The sequence below is a fragment of the Burkholderia sp. HI2500 genome (genome assembly GCF_002223055.1).
Lineage (GTDB): Bacteria > Pseudomonadota > Gammaproteobacteria > Burkholderiales > Burkholderiaceae > Burkholderia.
Genome location: NZ_NKFL01000004.1, coordinates 622,559 through 641,864, shown reverse-complemented (window position 1 = coordinate 641,864; position 19,306 = coordinate 622,559). Strand labels below are relative to the sequence as shown.

Sequence of the window (19,306 nt, the reverse complement as noted above, 5' to 3'; positions counted from 1 at the left end):
CTGTCCCGCATTCGCATCCGGTTCCATCGATGAAGCACCGCCTCCTCCGCTTAGCCCCCTTCGCCCTCCTGCTTTCCGCGTTCGCCGCGGCGCCGCTCGCGCACGCGGAGGAAGTCGGCAGCGTCAACACCCATTTCCGCGTCACGGGCTCCGATCGCGTGGTCGTCGAGGCGTATGACGATCCGATCGTGAACGGCGTGACCTGCTACGTGTCACGCGCCCGCACCGGCGGGATCAAGGGCACGCTCGGCGTCGCCGAGGATCCGAGCGAGGCGTCGATCGCATGCCGGCAGGTCGGCCCGATCAGCTTCAAGGAGCCGCTCAAGCAGCAGACCGACGTGTTCAGCGAGCGCATGTCGTTCATCTTCAAGACCCTGCACGTCGTGCGCGTGGTCGACACCAAGCGCAACACGATCGTCTACCTGACCTACAGCGACCGCATCGTGAGCGGCAGCCCGAAGAACGCCGTCACCGCGGTACCGATGCCGGCCGGCACGACGATTCCGGTCAAGTAAAGCCCGCGCCTGCCGGGCGCGCGAGCGATACACTGTCGATTCGACCGCTCCCGCGCCCGATCATGTCCGCCACCCGCCTTCCCGACTCCGCACGCTACTGGCGCACGCCGCTGCTGCCGGATGCGGACCTCCTCACGGCCACCTATCGCGATCATGCGTTCGCCCCCCACTGGCACGACGCGTACACGATCCCCGTGATTCTCGAAGGAGCGGAGCGCTTCACCTATCGCGGCAGCGGCTATGTCGCCGAAACCGGCTCCGTGCCCGTCATCAATCCCGGTGAGGTGCATACGGGGTCGCGCGCGGCCGATGAAGGCTGGTGCTATCGCGTCAGCTACATGCCGGTCGAATTCATCCGCGAACTCACCTGTTCGATCGCCGGCCGCCCGCAGGACGCGCCGTGGTTTGCGCCCGACGTGATTCGCGACGCCGATCTTGCGGCCCGGCTCACGCTCGCGCACCGAATGATGGAGGCCGGCAGCGAGCGCGCACTGCCGTTGCAGGCACACGGGCAGCCGGCGCATGATCCGGCGACCGGCGCACCGCGCGCCTACGATCCGCTCGCCGCCGAAACGGCGATGCTCGATGCGTTGTCGACGCTGATCGTGCGCCATGCCGACGCACAGCCGCGACCGGCGCCGCTCGCAGCGGACGAACCGCGCGTCGACGTCATGCGCGAGCGGCTCGCCGCCGACCTCGTGTGCACGGTGACGCTCGACGAAGTCGCGCAGGCGGCCGGCCTGTCGCCGTTCCACGCGGCGCGCCTGTTCACCCGCACGACCGGCATGCCGCCGCATGCGTGGCGCAACCAGTTGCGCTTGCAGCGCGCGCTGGCGCCGCTGCGCGCGGGCGTGCCCGTCGCCGACGTCGCGGCGGCCAGCGGCTTCGTCGACCAAAGCCACTTCACCCGGCATTTCAAACGCATGTTCGGCGTGCCGCCCGGGCGCTGGCAGGCGAGCTGACGCGCAGCGTCCCGCCCGCCACCGCGATACCGCCCGACCCCGCAAGCGCAAGCGCAAGAACATACAAGCCGGCACACCCCCTGCCCGCTATCCTCCCGTTCATGGAGGAGCACCCTTTGAATCCGATACCCGCATCGCCTGCCCGCCGTCCATTGAACGAATGGCTCGACGGTGCGCGCGACACGATCCCGATGATGATCGGCGCCGCGCCGTTCGGCGTGATTTTCGGCACGCTCGTGGGCGGCGGCCCGCTCGCCGCCTGGCATGGCGCACTGATGTCGCTCGCCGTGTTCGCGGGCTCCGCGCAGTTCATCGCGCTCGGCCTGATCGCGGGCAGCGCGAGCTTCGTCGTCGTGCTCGCGACCACGCTGATCGTGAACCTGCGTCACCTGCTGTACAGCGCGACGCTCGCGCCCTATGTCGCCCACCTGCCGCTGCGCTGGCGCGCGACGCTCGGCGCACTGATGACCGACGAGGTGTTCGCGGTCGCCTATGCGCACTACCGGCATTTCCCGCCGGGCGCGATCGGCCCCCACTACTTCTTCGGCTCGGGGCTCGCGATGTACCTGAACTGGCAGGTCTGGACGCTCGCGGGCATCGGCTTCGGCGCGGCATTCCCGGGCCTGCAGTCGCTTGGCCTCGATTTCGCGATGGCGGCGACCTTCATCGCGATCGTCGTCCCCCAACTCGGCACGCTGCGCTATTTCGCGGCAGCCGTGACGGCCGGCACGCTCGCGTACTTCTGGCAGGGCTGGCCGTACAAGCTCGGGCTGCTCGGCGCGGTCGCCGCCGGCGTCGCGGTCGGCGTCGCGCTCACGTTGCGGCACGAACGCACGCGCGCCGGCTCGCGCACGGAGGCCGCATCGTGAGCTACGCGCTGCTGATCCTCGGGATGGCCGTCATCACGTACGCGATCCGCTCGACGCTGTTCCTGTTCGGCGAACGGCTGACCTTCCCGCCGCTCGTGCGGACCGCGCTCGGCTTCGTGCCCGTCACCGTGCTGACCGCGATCATCGTGCCGATGGTCGTCTCGCCGCACGGCGGCACGGCCGAGCTGACCTGGCGCAATCCACAGCTCGTCGGCGCGCTCGCCGCCGTGCTCGTGTCGGCCGCCACCCGCCGCCCGCTCGTGACGATCGCGGTGGGGCTCGCGGTGTTCTTTTTCTGGCAAGGGGTCGTGCTGCCCCACTGGCTACCCGCCTGAGTACACACTCGGTCATTCGTACTCAAGTTTCCGCCCGGCGCGCCGATATAGGGAATGAATACCCGCCACCGGCCTCGGCGCGCACCGGTCAGTCGACGCTGCGCCCGTCCCGGTGCGCCGTGCCGGCCGCCGGCTGGCACGGGCCGCCATCGAGACGATTCATGGGCCAGATCACCCTTTCCCTCAAGGACGACACGCTCGAGTCCCTGCGCAAGGACTACGACGCGTTCGTCCGCGTGTCGCTGAAACTCGACCCGCAGTTCGCGACGCCGTCGTTCGAGGATTTCCTGCGCGCCAAGCTGCTCGACAACATGGTGCCGCTGACCGAACACGCGGTGCAGCGGATGCTGCAGGGCGGCCAGTACGCGTGGGCAAAACGCACGCTCGACAAGGAATTTCCGGACGTCGTCGCGATCCTGATGCGACAGGCCGGCGAATTCGGCTTCGGCTTCGCGTCGCGCTCCGAATGGACCCCCGACGAACTCGCGAAGGCTTGCCGTGACTGGGCGAAAGCGATCGTCGCCGAAGCGCAGGGCGACCCGTCGCTGATCGATCCGCTCGCCTCGCAGATCAAGGGAGCCGCGCAAGACATCCAGACGCTCGAGGAACTGATGCAGACGCCTGCGTGGCGGCTCGCGGAATCGCTGCGACAACGGGTCTACGAGGCCAAGCTTGCGTGCGAGATGAGCATAGGCAGCACCGCGCGCGACAAGCTCGGCGAACTGCGCGGGCTGCTGCGGCTCGGGCTCGCGCACGGTTCGTTCCAGAAGCAGGAAGCACAGCAGATCATGGAATACCTGCGGCTGCTGAAGCCGGAGATCTTCGTCGAGGAACCGTACGACGTCTTCGCCCGGCTCGCCGCATGGTTGCGCAGCGTATTCACGCCGACGGCCGCGCGGCCGGCGCAGGGTCAGCCGGGCCAAGGGCAGAGCCAACGGCGGCCCTAACGGCGCGCCCGAACCCATCGACAAATGAAAGCGGCCCGGTTCGCGCAACGCGAACCGGGCCATCGGATGGCCGCCGTCGCGACGCGTCGTCGAGGGCGAGCGTCGCGCGGCGCCTGGCACCGCTTACTGCGTGGCGCCCTGGGCCGATGCACCGCCCTCTGCGCCGACCGACGCACCGCCTTCGGTTGCTTCGCCGGCCTTCGCCTTGGCCGAGCCGACATGGCTCTTGGCCGACTTCGCGGCATGCTTCGTATGCTTCTTGGCCGAGTGGACGGCCGACGACGTCGAGTCCTTCGCGCCATCGGCTGCCGCGCCGACTGCATCGGTTGCACCGCCTGCCGCATTGCCCGACGCATTCGCGCCCGCACCGCCCTGCATGCCGGCACCGGCACCCGCCGCCGGCGTCTGCGCCTGAACGCCGGCACCGGCTGCGCCCTGCACCGCCGTACCCGTCTGGGCAAATGCGGCCGAAGTGGCGAACGCCGTCAACGCGGCACCGATCAGCATCGTACGAATCTTGGACATGGCAATTCTCCTCAGGAAGTTGTGCGCCCGAACCGCAGCGATGCGGTCCGTTGCGTCCCCCGCCGCAACACGCAGCAGGTACGACAGAAGACCCGCAGCCCGCGCGGCCAGTTCTCGAATCTCTCAGACTGTTACCCACCGTTTCATTTGCTGACGAATGGCTCACACTCCCTAACAACTGCGGGCGGCGGCCGGCCGCGCTCGCGCGCCGGCCCGCGGTGCCGTATGATGCGAGGCGATTCCTCCCGCGCTTTGCGCACCTTCTTCGTCATGCCCAATCTGGATTTCACGCTGACCGGCGAATACGTCGAGCTGCACAACCTTCTCAAGATCACCGGCCTCGCGGACAGCGGCGGCACCGCGAAGCTGATCGTCGCGTCCGGCGCGGTGAAAGTCGACGGCGCGGTCGAGTTGCGCAAGACCTGCAAGATCCGCGCGGGCCAGGTCGTCCTGCTCGGCGACACGCGCATTGCCGTGCGCGAAGCCTAGGGCCGACGGTTCCCCCTGCCTGCGACATGGCCATCGGCGCGCGCGTTCGACACCGTTCGAATAAAGCCGTAAGCTAGCCGTCTCTCAAAATAAATACATATAGCGCGGGCCCGCACCCGCGCGAGCGCCCATTCCATGTCGCATTCCGGTCTTACGCGGACGGCCGCCGCGCCGCCGTCCCTGTCCAGTCATGCCGCCGATACCGCGCGCCTTGCCGCGCCGCTCGCGATCGCGCAGCTCTCGCAGATGGCAATGAGCGTCACCGACACGGTGCTGCTCGGCTCGCTCGGCCCCGATTCGCTCGCGGCGGGCGGCCTCGGCGCGAACTTCTTCTTCGTCATCGTGACCGTGCTGCAAGGCGTGCTGTCGTCGGTCAGCGTCAGCGTCGCGCATGCGCGCGGCGCCAAGGCCGACGAGCGCGTCCCGCACATCTACTGGACCGGCTTCGCGCTGTCCGTGCTGCTCGCGATTCCGGCCATCATCGCGCTGTCGCTGTCCGAACCGATCCTGCTGATGTTCCACGAGCCGCCGCTGCTCGCCCATCACGTCGGCGAATACACCGGCATCCTGCGCTTCGCCGCGCTCGGCAGCCTGATCGGCGTCGGGCTGATGCGCGCGTTCCTACCGGCGATCGGCGCGGCGCGCCGGCTGCTGTGGGTGTCGATCGGCGGCGTCGGCGTCAATGCCGTGCTGAACTACGGGCTGATCCACGGCGCGTTCGGACTGCCGCGCCTCGGCTTCCTCGGCTCGGCGGTCGCAACGACGATCACGATCTGGCTCACCGCATTCGCCCTGATCTGGCTGCTGCACGGCCGGCAGCGCTTCCGTCATTTCGTCACCGCCGCCCGCCCGAAGCTGCCGATGATGGGCGAACTGATCGGCATCGGCTGGCCCGTCGCGATCACGTACGGGGTCGAGTCGACACTGTTCCTCGCGACCGGCCTGACGGTCGGCGTGCTCGGCGCGACGTCGCTGGCCGCGCACCAGATCGCGCTGAACGTCGCATCGGTGGCGTTCATGGTGCCGCTCGCGATCGGCCAGGCCGCCAACGTGCGGGTCGGTTACTGGGTCGGCGCAGGGGCGCCCGTCGCCGCGCGGCATGCCGGCTTCGTCGCACTCGGCCTCGGTGTGGCGTTTATGACGCTGTCGGGCATCGTGCTGATCGTCGCGCCGCATGCGATCGTCGGCCTGTACCTGAACCTCGACGATCCGGCCAACGCAGCCACCGTGTCGCTCGCCGCGTCGCTGCTCGGCATCGCCGCGGTGTTCCAGATCGTCGACGGCGCGCAGACCGTCGGGTCGGGTGCGCTGCGCGGCCTGAAGGACACGCGCATCCCGATGCTCGCAGCCACCCTCGGCTACTGGGGCATCGGTTTTCCGACCGGCTACTGGTTCGCGTTCCACGTGGGCCTCGGCGCCCGCGGCCTCTGGTGGGGCCTCGCGGCCGGCCTCGCCAGCGTGGCCGTGCTGATGGCGTGGCGCTTCCATCTGAAGAGCGCGTCGCTCGTGACGTCGCCGCACTGAGCGCGACAAGACGCGAAATCCGCGCCGGCGCTATGCTAGTCGGCTGAAGATCTCGAGACGCCGCGCGAGCGGCGCGACTGCCTCACGATACGTCTGATTACGTCTGATGCCGCGCGACCACGCGCGGCCTTTCCCCTTTCCTGGAGGAGTGGATCATGAACGAAGCAGTTCGGATGGAACGCGATACGTTCGGCGAGATCGCCGTGCCGGCCGACCGGCTCTGGGGCGCGCAAACCGAGCGCTCGCTGCAGAATTTCCGGATCTCGACCGAGAAGCAGTCGCCCGAGCTGATCCACGCGCTCGCGATCGTCAAGCGCGCCGCGGCGGCCGTGAACCAGTCGCTCGGCGTGCTGGCCGACGACAAGGCGCGCGCGATCATCGACGCGGCCGACGAGATCATCGCCGGCAAGCATCCGCGCGAATTCCCGCTCGCCGTGTGGCAGACGGGCTCCGGCACGCAGACCAACATGAACCTCAACGAGGTGATCGCGAATCGCGCGAGCGAACTGATGGGCGGCGAGCGCGGCGAAGCGCGCAAGGTTCATCCGAACGACGACGTGAACCGCGGCCAGTCGTCGAACGACGTCTTCCCCACCGCGATGCACGTCGCGGCCGCGTACGCGATCGTCAACCACCTGCTGCCGGCGCTGCGCACGCTGCGCACGACGCTTGATGCGAAATCGAAGGCATTCGCCGACATCGTGAAGATCGGCCGCACGCACCTGCAGGACGCGACGCCGCTCACGCTCGGCCAGGAGTTTTCCGGTTACGTCGCGCAGCTCGACCAGGGCATCCGTCACGTCGAATCGGCATTGCCGCACCTGTACGAACTCGCGCTCGGCGGCACCGCGGTCGGTACGGGGCTGAACGCGCATCCGGAGTTCGCGGTGCGCGTCGCCGATGAAATCGGCCGGCTTGCGAAGCTGCCGTTCGTGACGGCGCCGAGCAAGTTCGAGGTGATGGCAGCGGCCGATGCGCTGGTGTTCGCACACGGCGCGCTGAAGACGGTCGCGGCCGGCCTGATGAAGATCGCGAACGATGTCCGCTGGCTCGCGAGCGGGCCGCGCTGCGGGCTCGGCGAACTGTCGATTCCTGAAAACGAGCCGGGCAGCTCGATCATGCCGGGCAAGGTGAACCCGACGCAATCCGAAGCCGTGACGATGCTGTGCTGCCAGGTGTTCGGCAACGACGTCGCGGTCAACGTCGGCGGCGCGAGCGGCAATTTCGAGCTGAACGTGTTCCGGCCGATGATCGCGCACAACGTGCTGCAGTCGGTGCGGCTGCTCGCCGACGGCGCGCAGAGCTTCAACGATCACTGCGCGGTGGGCATCGAGCCGAACCGCTCGCGGATCGACCTGCTGCTGAACGAATCGCTGATGCTGGTGACGGCGCTCAATCCGCATATCGGCTACGACAAGTCGGCGCAGATCGCGAAGAAGGCGCACAAGGAAGGCACGACGCTGAAGGCGGCCGCGCTCGCGCTCGGCTACCTGACCGAGGCGGAATTCGATGCGTGGGTACGTCCCGAGCAGATGATCGGGTCGCAGTAACGGCAGGAAGAGGCAGGAAGAGGCAGGATGACGGGCGCGGCGCGATGCGCGGCGCCCGCAGCGGTCAGACCGCGCCCTTCGCGACCTCTTCCGGCTTCATCTCGACGATCTTGTCGAGCGCGGCCCGCACGTCGGCCGCATATTTCGCGAGCACCTTCTGCTCGTCGGTCTCGGGCACGAACGGCGGCACCGGCACCGGGTTGCCGTTCTCGTCGACCGCGACGAACACGACGAGGCAATCGGTCGTCTGGCGCAGCATGCCGCCCTTCGGATCGCCGGCATGCACGGACACATGGATGTGCATGCTGGTGCGGCCCGTCGCGACGACGCGCGCCTTCAGCTCGACCAGATTGCCGACCATGATCGGACGCTGGAAACGGATGTTGCCGACGCTGACCGTCACGCAATAGCGGCTCGACCAGACGGCCGCGCACGCATACGCAACCTCGTCGATCCACTTCATCAGCGCGCCGCCGTGCACCTTGCCGCCGAAGTTCACGGACGACGGCTCGGCGAGGAAGCGGAATACGGTTTCGGTGCGGTCGAGGGCGGCCGGTACGGGGGACGGTTGGGACATCTTGTTGGCTCCAGGCGGCAGGGGCGCTGTAATCGGGCCATTATACGTTGCACTGCGGCAACGCGTCGCGGGGCGCCCCGTATGGCGCGGCTGCCGGGGATTGGCCCGGCGCGCGCTCGGCCGGCACCGGTCAGCGGCGCACCGTGATGCCCTGATCGATGGTTCCGTACATCTCGATGCTGCCGCCGCGCTCGCCGGACGCACCCGCACCGCCCTGCGCACAGGCCGCGCAGACGAGCGCGGCCGCCAGCAAACAGAAAATCGTCTTCATCATTGCATCGTGTCACGTGCGGCCGCCCGCTGCGGCCGCTTTCAGCCATTCTACGCGCGCGCCGCAAGCGGCCGCAGGCCGGCTCCGCCGCATCGACGACGCCCGCGCCAGTGCATCCGACATTTCAGCCAAAAGCGAAACATCGAATGCGCACGCCCACTACACTGAAGCTCATCCCGCCTGACGAGACACGACGATGACCGACCAAGACGACCACCACTTCCCGGGCCTGAGCCGCATCGGCTCGCTGATCGCCGACCCGGGGCGCGCCGCGATGCTGTGGGTGCTGATGGACGGCAGCGCGCGACCGGCAGGCGAGCTGACGATGATCGCGGGGCTGTCGCCGTCCGCTGCAAGCGCCCATCTCGCGCGCTTGACCGAGGGCGGCCTGCTCGCGCTCGACGTGCGCGGCCGGCACCGCTACTACCGGATCGCGTCGGCCGACATCGCGGCCTCGCTCGAGGCGCTCGCGAACGTCGCCCGCGCAGCCGCGCCGCATCGCCCGGTTCCGGCGCCGTCCCGCACGGTCCCGGCCGAGTTGCGCTATGCGCGCACCTGCTACGACCACATGGCCGGCGAACTCGCGGTGCGCATCTTCGACGGGCTCACCGCGCGCGGCTGGCTGCTTGCCGACGGCGATGCGATCGAGACCACCGAACTCGGCACCCAGGCGCTCGCGCAATGGGGCATCGACGTCGCGCAGCAGCGCACGCGCCGGCGCCGCTTCGCATGCGGCTGCCTCGACTGGAGCGAACGGCGCTCGCATCTCGGCGGCGCACTCGGTGCGGCGCTGCTCGATAGCTTCTGCGCGCACGGCTGGATCGAACGCGCCGCACGGCCGCGCGTGCTGCGCGTCACGGTGCCCGGACAGCAGGTTTTCGACGAGTGGCTTACGTCCGCTTGACGCCTGGATTGCGTCTGCACGACAACGGCGCGCGATCGACAGGTTTTGTTACATCGCGTGCCATTCGACTTACAAAACACCGAGCATTGAAACAGGCCGAGCGGATATTGTGAACTCAACGGCACGAATCGACGCGCCGCGATAATGACGAAGACGCTCACCATGGCCACCCTGTTCACGCTCAAGCGAACCGCCCGCTGCACGCTGGTCGCGTTCGTCGCGCTTGCGGCACTGCCCCCCGCATTCGCGCAATCGGCCGGCGCGCCGCCCTATGCGGCCGCAGCACGGCAACCGGGCGGCGATCCACCCAGCCGGGTCGCGCGGCTCAATTACCTGTCGGGTGCCGTGACGACCGAACCGGCCGGCACCGATACGTGGTCGTATGCCGCCGTGAACCGGCCGCTGACGACCGGGGACCAGCTCTGGAACGATGCCGGTGCGCGCTCGGAGCTGCACATCGGCTCGACCGCGGTGCGGCTGGGCGAGTCGACGAACCTGTCGGTGCTGAACCTCGACGACACGACGACCCAGCTGAAAGTGGGGCTCGGCACCGTATCGACACACGTGCGCGATCTGCCGGCCGGCGGATCGTACGAAATCGACACGCCTAATCTCGCGCTCGGCATCACGGGCCCCGGCGACTATCGCGTCGACGTCGCGCCGAACGGTGCGAGCACGACGGTCACGGTGCGCAGCGGCAGTGCGACCGTCTACGGCAGCAACGGCCAGTACCCGCTGTCGCCCGGGCAGCAGGTCGTGTTCACGGGCACCGACCTGCAGGTCGCGCAGCAATCCGCCGCCCCGGGCCCCGATCCGCTCGACCAGTGGGCCGCCAGCCGCGACGCGGCCGAGGAGCGCTCGGTATCGGCCCGCTATGTGTCCCGCGACATCCCCGGCTACCAGGATCTCGACGCGAACGGCACGTGGCGCGAAACCCCGAACTACGGCCAGGTCTGGGTGCCGAACGATACGCCGGCCGACTGGGCGCCGTATCACGACGGCCACTGGATCTGGCAGGCACCGTGGGGCTGGACGTGGGTCGACGACGCCCCGTGGGGTTTCGCGCCGTATCACTACGGCCGCTGGGCATACGTGGACGATAGCTGGGCCTGGGTACCGGGCCCGATGGTCGTCAGCCAGCCGCCGGTCTATGCGCCGGCACTCGTCGCGTTCGTCGGCGGTGGCGGCGGCCCCGACTGGAGTGTCGCGCTCACGGTGGGCGGCGTCGCCGCGGCCGGCTGCGCGTGGTTCGCGCTCGGCCCGGGCGAACCGTGGCATCCGGGCTGGGGCGGCTGGAGCCCGCACTACTACGACCGCGTGAACCGCAACATCGTGGTGAACAACGTCAACGTGAACAAGACCGTGAACGTGACGAACATCACCAATATCACCAACATCAACAAGACGTACGTGAACTTCCGCGCGCCGCACGCGATCACGGCCGTACCGGCCTCCGCGTTCGTCCACGGCCAGCCGGTCGCGCACTTCTCGCAGCACGTCGATCCGCAACAATGGCGCAACGCGCACGTCACGCCGGGGACACCGGGGATTGCGCCGGTGCGCCAGAGCTTCACGGGCGGGCTGCGCAATGCGAGCTACCGTCCGCCTGCGGCGATTGCCCAACACCCGTACGTCGCGACGCGCAATCCCGCCGTGCCGGCCGCGTATCGCGACCACGCGGCGGCCCACCTCGCGCAGCAAGGCGGGCGCGTACCGGGTGCCGGCGCACCTGTCGTGAAGACGAACGTGCCGGCCGACTACACGGCTCGCCCGGTCCGCGTTCCGGGCAAGCCGGACGGCGGCGCATGGGCGATGCACAACGTGCAGCTCGTGAATCCGCACGGCCCCGTCGTGCAACCGGCTCGCGCGCCTCGCGAAGGCCAGCCGGCCGCCGGGCAGGCCGGGCGGCCGGGCACACCGATGCCGGGCATGCCGAATGTCGCGCGGCCGGCGAACGGCGAAACCCCCAACGCAGCGCGTTTCGCCAACGGCGGCATGCCGCAGGCGCCCGGCAACCCGGTGCCGCATCAGGCATTCGGGCCCGGCAACGGCGTCCCGCATCCGCCGGTCGCGAACACCGGTCCGGCGGGCATCGGCAATGCACATGCGGCCGAGACGCCGTCACCCGCGTGGATGCAGCCGCACACACCGATGGAACGTCAACGCCCCGCGCCGCCGACCGCGCTCCACGCGGCGGGACAGAATGCGCTGCCGCCCGTGCGAAGCGCGTCGGTACCACATCCGGAAGGCGTGCCGACTCCGCAGGGCGCGCAGCCCGGCAGCCGGAACGAAGCGCCGCGCGCCCTGCCGCAACCGCGGCTCGACAACACGGCGCAGATTCCGCAGCCGCGTCCGCGCCCCGATTTCCAGTCGCCGGCGCAGCACGGGCAATCGCAACCGGAACGGGCCGCACCTGCGCCGCAACCGCACGCCGAATTCGCGCAACCGGCGCCGCATCGCGAAGTCGCGCCGCCCCGTGTGAACGAGTACCATCCGCCGGCCCCCGCCGTGCATGACATGCCGCGCCCGCAACCGCAGGCGCCGCGCATGGAGCCTCGGCCGCAACCTGCACCGCGTATGGAGCCGCGACCGCAGCCGGCGCCACGCATGGAACCGCGTCCGTCGATGCCCGCACCGCACATGGAACCGCGGCCGCAACCGGCGCCGCACGTCGAGGCACCTCACCCGAGCAACCCGCCGCCGCAAGGCGGTCACGAAGAGCGGCATCGCCAGTAAGCGCCGCAAACGTGAAACAAAAAGGCCCGACCGGGATCACGGGCCATTTTTCTACGGGGCGCGGCGCGATGCATCCGCGCGCCCCGGCTTGCTCGATCAGACCGCCATCGGTGCGGTCAGCGGCTCATGATGGCGGTAGCCGACGAGCGAGAAATCGGACGGCTCGATCTGTTCCAGCCACTCGGGCGCGTAGACGCCCGTCTTCGCGTATTCCGGCACGCGCTCGGCAATCTCGAGCCGCGGGCTGTCGTAAGGCTCGCGCGTGAGCTGGCGCTGCAGCATGTCGAGCTGGTTCTCGTAGATGTGCGCGTCGCCGATGAAGTACGTGAACCAGCGCGGCGTGTAGCCCGTCAGCCGACCGACGAGTTCCAGCAGCGCCGCCCCTTCCGTCAGGTTGAACGGCGTACCGAGGCCGACGTCGTTGCTGCGGATGTACAGGCACAGCGAGATTTCACGCTTCGTCGCATTCGGCAGGAACTGGTAAAGCAGGTGGCATGCGGGCAGCGCGATCTGGTCGAGTACGGCCGGATTCCACGCGTGAAACAGGATGCGGCGGTCGGACGGATTCTCCATGATCGTGTCCAGGCACTGGCGCAACTGGTCGATCGCCTTGTACAGCAGCACCTTCGGCGCACCGTCTTCGTCGAAACGCGTGACGATCCGGAAGCCGCGGCGCGTCGCATCGGCGATCTGCGCGTCGGCGCCCGCGTCGAGCACCTTGTAGCCCGGCCACTGGCGCCATTGCACGCCGTACACGTCGCCGAGATCGTCGACGCCCTGGCGATACGGGTTCGCGAGCCATTGCGCGTTCTCGTTCGCGTTCGCATCCCACACCTTGCAGCCGAGCGCGCGGAAATCGGCCGCGCTGCGCGTCGCGCGCAGGAAGCCGACCAGTTCGCCGATCGCCGACTTGAAGGCCAGCTTCTTGGTCGTCACGGCCGGGAAGCCTTGCTGCAGGTCGAAGCGCAGCATCGCGCCCGGCATGCTGATGGTGCGGATCCCCGTGCGGTTCTCCTGCCAGGTGCCGGTATCGAGAATGGTACGAACGAGATCGAGATACTGTTTCATGCGGGTTCCTTCGGCCGCGAGGGCGGCCGTACCCGCCAATTTTAGCAAGCGTGGCGAGGAAGCTCCGGCAACGGCGCCGAAAACCCTGCCAGCGTGTCGCCGCGATCGCGCATGCCGTGTGCGCACATCAGCCGGTACAGCGTGACGCGCGACACACCGAGTTCGCGTGCGGCATCCGCGAAACGGCCGCGATGCCGCAACAGCGCCTGCTCGATCGCCTGCCGTTCGGCCGCCTCGCGCGCCTCCAGCAGCGACACGGGCGCAAGCGTCGCGAAGTCGTTCAGCTCGAGATCGGCCGCGGTGATCAGCCGGCCTTCCGACATGACGATCGCGCGGCGCACGCGATTGATCAGCTCGCGCACGTTGCCCGGCCACGAATAGCCGTACAGCGACGCGACCGCGTCAGGGGAAAAGCCGCGCAGGCGACGATGCGCGTCGCCCTTGAAACGCTCGAGCATGTGGCGCGCGAGCACCTCGATGTCCTTGCCGCGCGCGCGCAGCGGCGGCTCCTCGATCTTCAGCACGCACAGGCGATGGAACAGATCCTCACGGAACCGCCCTTCGCGCAGCGCCGCTTCCATGTCCACGTGCGTCGCGCAGATCACGCGCACGTCGACGGGCACCGACACATGGGCACCCAACCGCTCGATCTTGCCTTCCTGCAGGAAGCGCAGCAGGCTCGCCTGGCTTTCGAGCGGCAAGTCGCCGATTTCGTCGAGAAACAGCGTGCCGCCGTTGGCAGCCTCGACGCGGCCGATCTTGCGCTGGTTCGCGCCGGTGAACGCGCCGCGCTCATAGCCGAACAGTTCGGCCTGCAGCAGCGTCGACGGAATCGCACCGCAATTGATCGCGATGAAAGGCGCCTGCGCGCGCGACGAACGTTCATGAATCGCGACCGCCGTCAGTTCCTTGCCGGTACCCGATTCGCCGGAGATGAACACCGGCGCGTCGGTCGCCGCGACACGGCGTATCGTCCTGAAGAGCCCGAGCATCGCATCGCAGGTCCCGACCATTTCGCCTTCGCTGCGTCCGGCGCCGACGGGCGGCGCAACGGTTTCGGTCAGCGCGATCATTCCGTGTGCATGGCCAACAGTCTCGACGATCCGCGCCGTTTCGTACGGCATCGTCACGTAGTCGAAACAGTAGTCGCGAATGAGATGGCGCAGCGTAGCGTCCTGCAACTGGCCGCGGCGCGTCGCCGCAATCCAGCCGATGTGCTGAATGCTCAGACAGGATTCGAGTTCGCGCAGGTCGGAAGGCTTGAAGCCCGGCGAAAAATCGAGCAGCCCGGCCGTTGCGACACCATGCTGCACGACGCGCCGTACGTCTCGCACGGTCTCCGCGAGATCGACACGCCAACCGCATTCGTCAAAATGGCCGCGCAACGCGTCGTTCGGTTCGCGCGAATAGTAGATCACGTGCCGCTGATCGGCGCCCATAGCTCACCCCGTTCATCAACCGTCTAACGATTGCCGTGCACGCCAGGTCACGTGCGAAAAGGATCGAATCGGGTCAGCCGAAGGCGGCTCGATTCGCCATGCCGATGCGTGGCGACGACAAAGCCTCGCATGATGGCGCTTATCTCGCGTCCAGTTATTTTGATCAAGACAGCTTAGTTATAGGCACTGAATACGACAATCCAATTTCAGCGCGGTGGGCGATGCGGCCGTATCGCTCAGGAGGTCGATGCATGTCAATCGTCTGCACATAGCCCCGGCGCAGCGATACGCTCTGTCATCAACACTTGCAACGATTTTCATCCTTGCGGCGTATCGATTGAATCAGCAGTATTCCCAAGCCCCCTCGTTTCACGCCTGAAACATTTTCAGCCGTTTTCCGACACAATTCGCAACGCTTGAGCACGAATCGCAGTCTCGACAACGGTCCCGGCGCGATGGCATGCATTTCGCTGAACATGGAAACCGTCGGAGACAGCGACCATGCGAAAACATCTTTTTCTTTCTTTCGTGCCGCTGACCATTGCGGTCGCGGCCGCCGGCCCGCCCACGCCCGTACACGCAGACGAAGGCACGAATCCGGGTCGCGCCATGCTGCTTGCGGAAAACACGCCGAGCATGCAGCACGGCAACGGGTTCGGCATCGTGACCGTGTCGTCACCGCAACCGCTGCCGACCGGCAGGACGTCGGTGACCCTGTGGGACGAGATCCCGCCACCACCGCAATTGCCGATGCCGCTTCCGGCACCGCAGCCGGGCGATGTGCAGCACGTGATGGAAGGCACCACGCACGGCAGTACCCATCAGTGATGGCACGAGTAGAACCACTTGATCAGGATGACGTATTGATTTGTACGAGCCGGACAGCATCGACCCAATGCCGGCATCGTCGCGCTCGCAACACGAAACGGTTTTTGTGCTCCGTCCCCCGGCGGGCACTCTTTTTATTCATTCCGTCGCCGCGACGCATTGCCTCGGGCGTCGCGGCGCGCAGTGCGGAAAGGCGGATGCGCATACCCGGAACCGGCGCAGGCCGCCGTTCCGGTAAAATCGGCGCCATTCCGGTTTTCCTTCCCCCGACCTTCATGACGACGTTGACCCTGATCGTCGCGCGTGCCCGCAACGGCATCATCGGCCGCGACAACCAGTTGCCCTGGAAACTTCCCGAGGATCTCGCCTTCTTCAAGCGCACGACGATGGGCGCACCGATCGTGATGGGCCGCAAGACCCACGAGTCGATCGGCCGGCCGCTGCCTGGCCGCCGCAATATCGTGGTCACGCGCGACGCGACGCGTCGCTTCGACGGCTGCGACACGGTCACGTCGCTCGCCGATGCGCTGACGCTCGCCGCGCGCGACGGCGTGCCCGAAGCGTTCCTGATCGGCGGCGCGCAGCTCTACACGGAAGGTCTCGCACTCGCCGACAGGCTGGTCGTCACCGAGATCGATGCCGACTTCGACGGTGACGCCTCGTTCCCTGCACCCGACGCCGCGCAGTGGCAGGAAGTGTCGCGCGATGCGCACCAGGCGGCCGCACCGAATACGTTCGGCTATGCGTTCGTCGTCTACGAGCGCAAGCGCGGCTGACGCGTCAGCACGATGAAAAAAGCCCGACCGGCGCGTGAACTGACCCCGTAAAGTTGGACGGGTTATGACGGCTAGGGCTGAGTTCTGTATTGCACGGGACTCAGCCCTTTTAGTTTCAGTTTGATGCGGTCGTGATTGTAGTAGTGGATGTAGCTTGCCAAGCCGGTTTGCAGTTCGTCCAGGTTGCGGAACCGATTCAGATGGAAGAACTCGGATTTCAGCGTGCCGAAGAAGCTCTCCATGGCGGCGTTGTCCAGGCAATTCCCTTTACGCGACATGCTTTGCGTGAGCGCTCGTTGCTGCAGTAGGCGGCGATACGCAGGCATCTGGTACTGCCAGCCCTGATCCGAATGCAAGAGAGGCCGCTCGTGTGACTTCAAGCGCGCCAATGCCTTGCGAAGCATTGCGCTGACCATCTCGAACGCCGGGCGCCTCGCGGTTTCATAAGCAATGATCTCGCCGTTGTACAGATCGAGCACTGGTGACAGGTACAGCTTCTGGCCGCCCACGTTGAATTCCGTGACATCCGTTACCCACTTCTCGTTCGGACGCTTTGCGTAGAACCGACGCTGTAAAACATGAGGTGCAACACGTCCGACGCTACCTTTGTAGGAGCGGTATTTCTTCGGGCGCACACAAGACTTCAGCCGCAACTCACCCATCAGACGCGCCACAGTCTTGTGGTTAATCACCTGTCCCAGATTACGTAGAGCGAGCGTGATGCGTCGATAGCCGTAGCGGCCCTTGTGCCGTTCGAACAGCGAGCAGATTCTTGCCCTTGTATCGGCATACTTGTCGGCTGCTCCGAGCAATTTCTGATGATAGTAGAACGTGCTGCGCGCCAAGCCGGCAACCTTCAACAAGCCCGCAAGCGGATATTGCTGCCTTAGCTCGAGCACGATTTGCGCTTTTTGCGTTGCGCTGATCGCTGCTGCGCTTGAGCCAAGGCTTCGAGCTTTTTTAAGTACGCGTTCTCCATGCGCAGGAAGTTCAACTCGTCGAGTAGTTCCTGTCGGGAGCGCGTATCGTCCTCGGGTAGCGGCGGTGGCGTGAGCGGTGGCTTGGGCATCTTCCTGGGGCGCCCCCGCTGGCGCGGCGACAGTGCGTCTATACCGCCTTCATCATACTGGCGTTTCCACTGGCCGATGGCCGTACGGTTCCTAATGTTGAAGCGTGCAGCCGTCTCACGCGCTGACAACCCTTCGCTACGCATTTGCTGCAGTACAAGCAACTTGAACTCTGCGCTGTAGCGCTCGCACTTCTTCTTCAAGCCCGCCGGACCATGTATGCGATGGGCCGCCACCCACTTGCGGATCGTCGCCTCATCGACGCCGTGGCGCTTGGACATCTCACGGAACCCAGCGTGGCCGGACTCGTACTCCTCTGCAATGCATACCTTGAACTGCTCCGTGTACTTGCTCATGAAAAACACCCCAAAGGTTGGATCGATGTCCAACTTTTGGGGTGCAGTTCACGCGAGCCGTCGGGCTTTTTCGTTTGATGGCGGCCGATGCCGCGTGCCGCTTACTGCCCGGCGATCGTCATCTGCTCGATCAGCACCGAGCCCGTTTCCTTCGTGCCGCGCACGATCGAATCGGCACCGATCGCGACGATATGCCGGAACATTTCCTGCAGCGTGCTCGCGACGGTGATTTCCTCGACCGGATACTGGATCACGCCGTTCTCGACCCAGAAGCCCGCCGCACCGCGCGAATAGTCGCCCGTCACGTAGTTCACGCCCTGCCCCATCAGCTCGGTCAGCAACAGGCCCGTGCCGAGCTTCTTCAGCATCGCGTCGAAATCGTCGCCCGCCTGCGTGTTCGAGCTGCGCAGCGCGAGGTTGTGCGAGCCGCCCGCGTTGCCGGTGGTCTGCGTGCCGAGCTTGCGCGCCGAATAGGTCGACAGGAAGTAGCCTTCGACGACGCCGTCCTTGACGACGCTGCGCGCACGCGTGCGCACGCCTTCCTCGTCGAACGGCGCGCTGCCCATCGCGCGCGGCACGTGCGGATCCTCGACGACCTGGATGTGCGGCGCGAACACCGGCTTGCCGAGGCTGTCGACGAGGAACGACGTCTTGCGGTACAGCGCACCGCCGCTCACCGCCTGCACGAATGCGCCGAGCAGGCCGGCCGCGAGCGGCGCCTCGAACAGCACGGGCACCTTGCGGGTATCGAGGCGGCGCGCACCCATCCGGGCAAGCGCACGCTCGGCCGCGTAACGGCCCACCGCTTCGGGTGCCGCGAGATCGATCGCGCTGCGCTTCGACGAATACCAGTCGTCGCGCTGCATGTGACGGCCGCTGCCCGCGATCGGCGCGCAAGCGATGTAATGACGCGAGTACGGGTAGCCGGACAGGAAGCCGCGCGACGTGGCCAGCACGAACTGCGAATGCTGGGCCGACACGCTCGCGCCTTCCGAGTTGCGGATCTGCGGGCTGACCGCGAATGCGGCGTCTTCCGCGCGGCGCGCGAGCTCGACGGCCTCGTCGGCCGACAGCGCCCACGGGTGGTAGAGGTCGAGGTCACGCGGGTCGGTTTCGAGCAGCTCGGCTTCGGCCAGGCCGGCCGCCTCGTCCTCGGCCGTGAAGCGCGCGATGTTGTACGCGGCGGCGACGGTATCCTTGATCGCGCCCGGCGAGAAATCCGACGTGCTCGCGTTGCCGCGCTTCTTGCCGATGAACACGGTCACGCCGACCATCTTGTCGCGGTTGTGCTCGATCGTTTCGACTTCGCCGCGGCGCACCGACACCGACAGGCCGTCGCCCTCGGAGATTTCGGTCGCGGCGTCCGTCGCGCCGAGCGCCTTCGCATGGCGAAGGATGTCGGAGGCGATTTCTTTGAGCTGGTCCTGCGTGTGCGGGAAATAGCGCGCTTGTACGTCGAGATTGGCTGCCATCGTCTTGATATCCGGTGGCGGGCGGGCGCCCGCATGTTCAAAATGTTGCGTATCCCGCGATCATAGCAAGGTCCGGGGCCGGACACCGACAAGCTT

At 67.2% G+C, this 19,306-nt stretch carries 19 protein-coding genes; 12 read left to right on the top strand and 7 right to left on the bottom strand.

The genetic code is table 11. From position 1 onward, the window contains the following. Positions 1-29 precede the first annotated feature (29 nt). The 5 genes from CFB45_RS05585 to CFB45_RS05565 all read left to right on the top strand — a co-directional run bounded on the left by CFB45_RS05585 (position 30) and on the right by CFB45_RS05565 (position 3,628). Positions 30-515: a CreA family protein gene (locus CFB45_RS05585; RefSeq protein WP_089424831.1), complete on the top strand. Its 486-nt coding sequence runs from the start codon at positions 30-32 to the stop codon at positions 513-515. A 62-nt stretch (positions 516-577) separates the two neighbouring features. Continuing rightward, the gene (locus tag CFB45_RS05580) at positions 578-1,477 is read left to right on the top strand and encodes an AraC family transcriptional regulator (protein ID WP_089424830.1); all 900 of its coding nucleotides are present in this window, start codon (positions 578-580) and stop codon (positions 1,475-1,477) included. A gap of 101 nt (positions 1,478-1,578) precedes the next feature. Then, the gene (locus CFB45_RS05575) at positions 1,579-2,346 is read left to right on the top strand and encodes an AzlC family ABC transporter permease (RefSeq protein ID WP_089424829.1); all 768 of its coding nucleotides are present in this window, start codon (positions 1,579-1,581) and stop codon (positions 2,344-2,346) included. Then, positions 2,343-2,681: an AzlD domain-containing protein gene (locus CFB45_RS05570; RefSeq protein WP_089424828.1), complete on the top strand. Its 339-nt coding sequence runs from the start codon at positions 2,343-2,345 to the stop codon at positions 2,679-2,681. Before CFB45_RS05575 ends, CFB45_RS05570 begins: the two co-directional genes overlap by 4 nt. Positions 2,682-2,842: 161 nt before the next feature. Next, positions 2,843-3,628, top strand: coding sequence for a DUF4088 family protein (locus CFB45_RS05565; protein ID WP_089424827.1), 786 nt, complete (start codon positions 2,843-2,845; stop codon positions 3,626-3,628). A gap of 123 nt (positions 3,629-3,751) precedes the next feature. Here the strand turns inward: CFB45_RS05565 and CFB45_RS05560 are convergent, their stop codons facing one another. After that, on the bottom strand, positions 3,752-4,153 hold the full coding sequence (locus CFB45_RS05560) for a hypothetical protein (protein ID WP_089424826.1): 402 nt from the start codon (positions 4,151-4,153) through the stop codon (positions 3,752-3,754). Positions 4,154-4,423: 270 nt separating this feature from the next. On the opposite strand from CFB45_RS05560, the gene CFB45_RS05555 reads away from it, so the two are divergent. The 3 genes from CFB45_RS05555 to fumC all read left to right on the top strand — a co-directional run bounded on the left by CFB45_RS05555 (position 4,424) and on the right by fumC (position 7,716). Beyond that, entirely contained in the window at positions 4,424-4,642 is a 219-nt protein-coding gene (locus CFB45_RS05555; protein ID WP_006486208.1) for an RNA-binding S4 domain-containing protein, read from the top strand. A 135-nt stretch (positions 4,643-4,777) separates the two neighbouring features. After that, positions 4,778-6,166: a multidrug efflux MATE transporter NorM gene (norM, locus tag CFB45_RS05550; protein ID WP_089424825.1), complete on the top strand. Its 1,389-nt coding sequence runs from the start codon at positions 4,778-4,780 to the stop codon at positions 6,164-6,166. A gap of 155 nt (positions 6,167-6,321) precedes the next feature. Next, positions 6,322-7,716: a class II fumarate hydratase gene (gene fumC / locus CFB45_RS05545; protein ID WP_047850516.1), complete on the top strand. Its 1,395-nt coding sequence runs from the start codon at positions 6,322-6,324 to the stop codon at positions 7,714-7,716. Positions 7,717-7,780: 64 nt separating this feature from the next. On the opposite strand, the gene CFB45_RS05540 is transcribed toward fumC, so the two are convergent. After that, entirely contained in the window at positions 7,781-8,293 is a 513-nt protein-coding gene (locus tag CFB45_RS05540; RefSeq protein WP_039370920.1) for an acyl-CoA thioesterase, read from the bottom strand. A 130-nt stretch (positions 8,294-8,423) separates the two neighbouring features. Beyond that, positions 8,424-8,564 carry a hypothetical protein gene (locus CFB45_RS38935; RefSeq protein ID WP_164991999.1) on the bottom strand — a complete coding sequence of 47 codons (141 nt, stop codon included), beginning with the start codon at positions 8,562-8,564 and terminating at the stop codon, positions 8,424-8,426. A 196-nt stretch (positions 8,565-8,760) separates the two neighbouring features. On the opposite strand from CFB45_RS38935, the gene CFB45_RS05530 reads away from it, so the two are divergent. Continuing rightward, complete coding sequence (locus CFB45_RS05530) at positions 8,761-9,468, top strand: ArsR/SmtB family transcription factor (protein ID WP_089424824.1); 708 nt, start codon at positions 8,761-8,763, stop codon at positions 9,466-9,468. 162 nt (positions 9,469-9,630) lie between these two features. After that, positions 9,631-12,204: a DUF6600 domain-containing protein gene (locus CFB45_RS05525; RefSeq protein WP_089425867.1), complete on the top strand. Its 2,574-nt coding sequence runs from the start codon at positions 9,631-9,633 to the stop codon at positions 12,202-12,204. A 96-nt stretch (positions 12,205-12,300) separates the two neighbouring features. Here CFB45_RS05525 and CFB45_RS05520 read toward each other — a convergent pair whose 3' ends face one another. Further along, positions 12,301-13,272 (bottom strand): thymidylate synthase, encoded by a 972-nt coding sequence (locus CFB45_RS05520; RefSeq protein ID WP_039370925.1) that lies wholly within the window; start codon positions 13,270-13,272, stop codon positions 12,301-12,303. Between the two features lie 41 nt (positions 13,273-13,313). Beyond that, positions 13,314-14,711, bottom strand: a complete 1,398-nt coding sequence (locus CFB45_RS05515; protein ID WP_089424823.1) for a sigma-54 dependent transcriptional regulator — start codon at positions 14,709-14,711, stop codon at positions 13,314-13,316. A gap of 501 nt (positions 14,712-15,212) precedes the next feature. On the opposite strand from CFB45_RS05515, the gene CFB45_RS05505 reads away from it, so the two are divergent. Together CFB45_RS05505 and CFB45_RS05500 are read left to right on the top strand one after the other, a co-directional pair. Further along, a complete protein-coding gene (locus CFB45_RS05505; RefSeq protein ID WP_089424821.1) occupies positions 15,213-15,539 on the top strand; it encodes a hypothetical protein in 327 nt (108 codons plus the stop codon). A gap of 275 nt (positions 15,540-15,814) precedes the next feature. Further along, positions 15,815-16,315 carry a dihydrofolate reductase gene (locus tag CFB45_RS05500; protein ID WP_089424820.1) on the top strand — a complete coding sequence of 167 codons (501 nt, stop codon included), beginning with the start codon at positions 15,815-15,817 and terminating at the stop codon, positions 16,313-16,315. A gap of 71 nt (positions 16,316-16,386) precedes the next feature. Here the strand turns inward: CFB45_RS05500 and CFB45_RS05495 are convergent. Then, positions 16,387-17,738 (bottom strand): IS3 family transposase gene (locus CFB45_RS05495; protein ID WP_089425866.1). Its coding sequence is split into 2 segments (ribosomal slippage): positions 16,387-17,264 and positions 17,264-17,738, totalling 1,353 coding nucleotides; the frame shifts between segments, so codons are not numbered across the junction. Positions 17,739-17,839: 101 nt separating this feature from the next. Further along, on the bottom strand, positions 17,840-19,210 hold the full coding sequence (gene pmbA, locus CFB45_RS05490) for a metalloprotease PmbA (protein ID WP_039370934.1): 1,371 nt from the start codon (positions 19,208-19,210) through the stop codon (positions 17,840-17,842). Positions 19,211-19,306 lie beyond the last annotated feature (96 nt).

What these genes read in the sequence shown, in the direction of transcription:
- CFB45_RS05580 (WP_089424830.1), top strand. Translation starts at nt 578, where the DNA reads ATGTCCGCCACCCGCCTTCCCGACTCCGCACGCTACTGGCGCACGCCG.
- fumC (WP_047850516.1), top strand. Translation starts at nt 6,322, where the DNA reads ATGAACGAAGCAGTTCGGATGGAACGCGATACGTTCGGCGAGATCGCC.
- CFB45_RS05500 (WP_089424820.1), top strand. Translation starts at nt 15,815, where the DNA reads ATGACGACGTTGACCCTGATCGTCGCGCGTGCCCGCAACGGCATCATC.
- norM (WP_089424825.1), top strand. Translation starts at nt 4,778, where the DNA reads ATGTCGCATTCCGGTCTTACGCGGACGGCCGCCGCGCCGCCGTCCCTG.
- CFB45_RS05585 (WP_089424831.1), top strand. Translation starts at nt 30, where the DNA reads ATGAAGCACCGCCTCCTCCGCTTAGCCCCCTTCGCCCTCCTGCTTTCC.
- CFB45_RS05575 (WP_089424829.1), top strand. Translation starts at nt 1,579, where the DNA reads ATGGAGGAGCACCCTTTGAATCCGATACCCGCATCGCCTGCCCGCCGT.
- CFB45_RS05555 (WP_006486208.1), top strand. Translation starts at nt 4,424, where the DNA reads ATGCCCAATCTGGATTTCACGCTGACCGGCGAATACGTCGAGCTGCAC.
- CFB45_RS05540 (WP_039370920.1), bottom strand. Translation starts at nt 8,293, where the DNA reads ATGTCCCAACCGTCCCCCGTACCGGCCGCCCTCGACCGCACCGAAACC.
- CFB45_RS05505 (WP_089424821.1), top strand. Translation starts at nt 15,213, where the DNA reads ATGCGAAAACATCTTTTTCTTTCTTTCGTGCCGCTGACCATTGCGGTC.
- CFB45_RS05515 (WP_089424823.1), bottom strand. Translation starts at nt 14,711, where the DNA reads ATGGGCGCCGATCAGCGGCACGTGATCTACTATTCGCGCGAACCGAAC.
- CFB45_RS05525 (WP_089425867.1), top strand. Translation starts at nt 9,631, where the DNA reads ATGGCCACCCTGTTCACGCTCAAGCGAACCGCCCGCTGCACGCTGGTC.
- CFB45_RS05520 (WP_039370925.1), bottom strand. Translation starts at nt 13,272, where the DNA reads ATGAAACAGTATCTCGATCTCGTTCGTACCATTCTCGATACCGGCACC.
- pmbA (WP_039370934.1), bottom strand. Translation starts at nt 19,210, where the DNA reads ATGGCAGCCAATCTCGACGTACAAGCGCGCTATTTCCCGCACACGCAG.
- CFB45_RS05565 (WP_089424827.1), top strand. Translation starts at nt 2,843, where the DNA reads ATGGGCCAGATCACCCTTTCCCTCAAGGACGACACGCTCGAGTCCCTG.
- CFB45_RS05530 (WP_089424824.1), top strand. Translation starts at nt 8,761, where the DNA reads ATGACCGACCAAGACGACCACCACTTCCCGGGCCTGAGCCGCATCGGC.
- CFB45_RS38935 (WP_164991999.1), bottom strand. Translation starts at nt 8,564, where the DNA reads ATGAAGACGATTTTCTGTTTGCTGGCGGCCGCGCTCGTCTGCGCGGCC.
- CFB45_RS05560 (WP_089424826.1), bottom strand. Translation starts at nt 4,153, where the DNA reads ATGTCCAAGATTCGTACGATGCTGATCGGTGCCGCGTTGACGGCGTTC.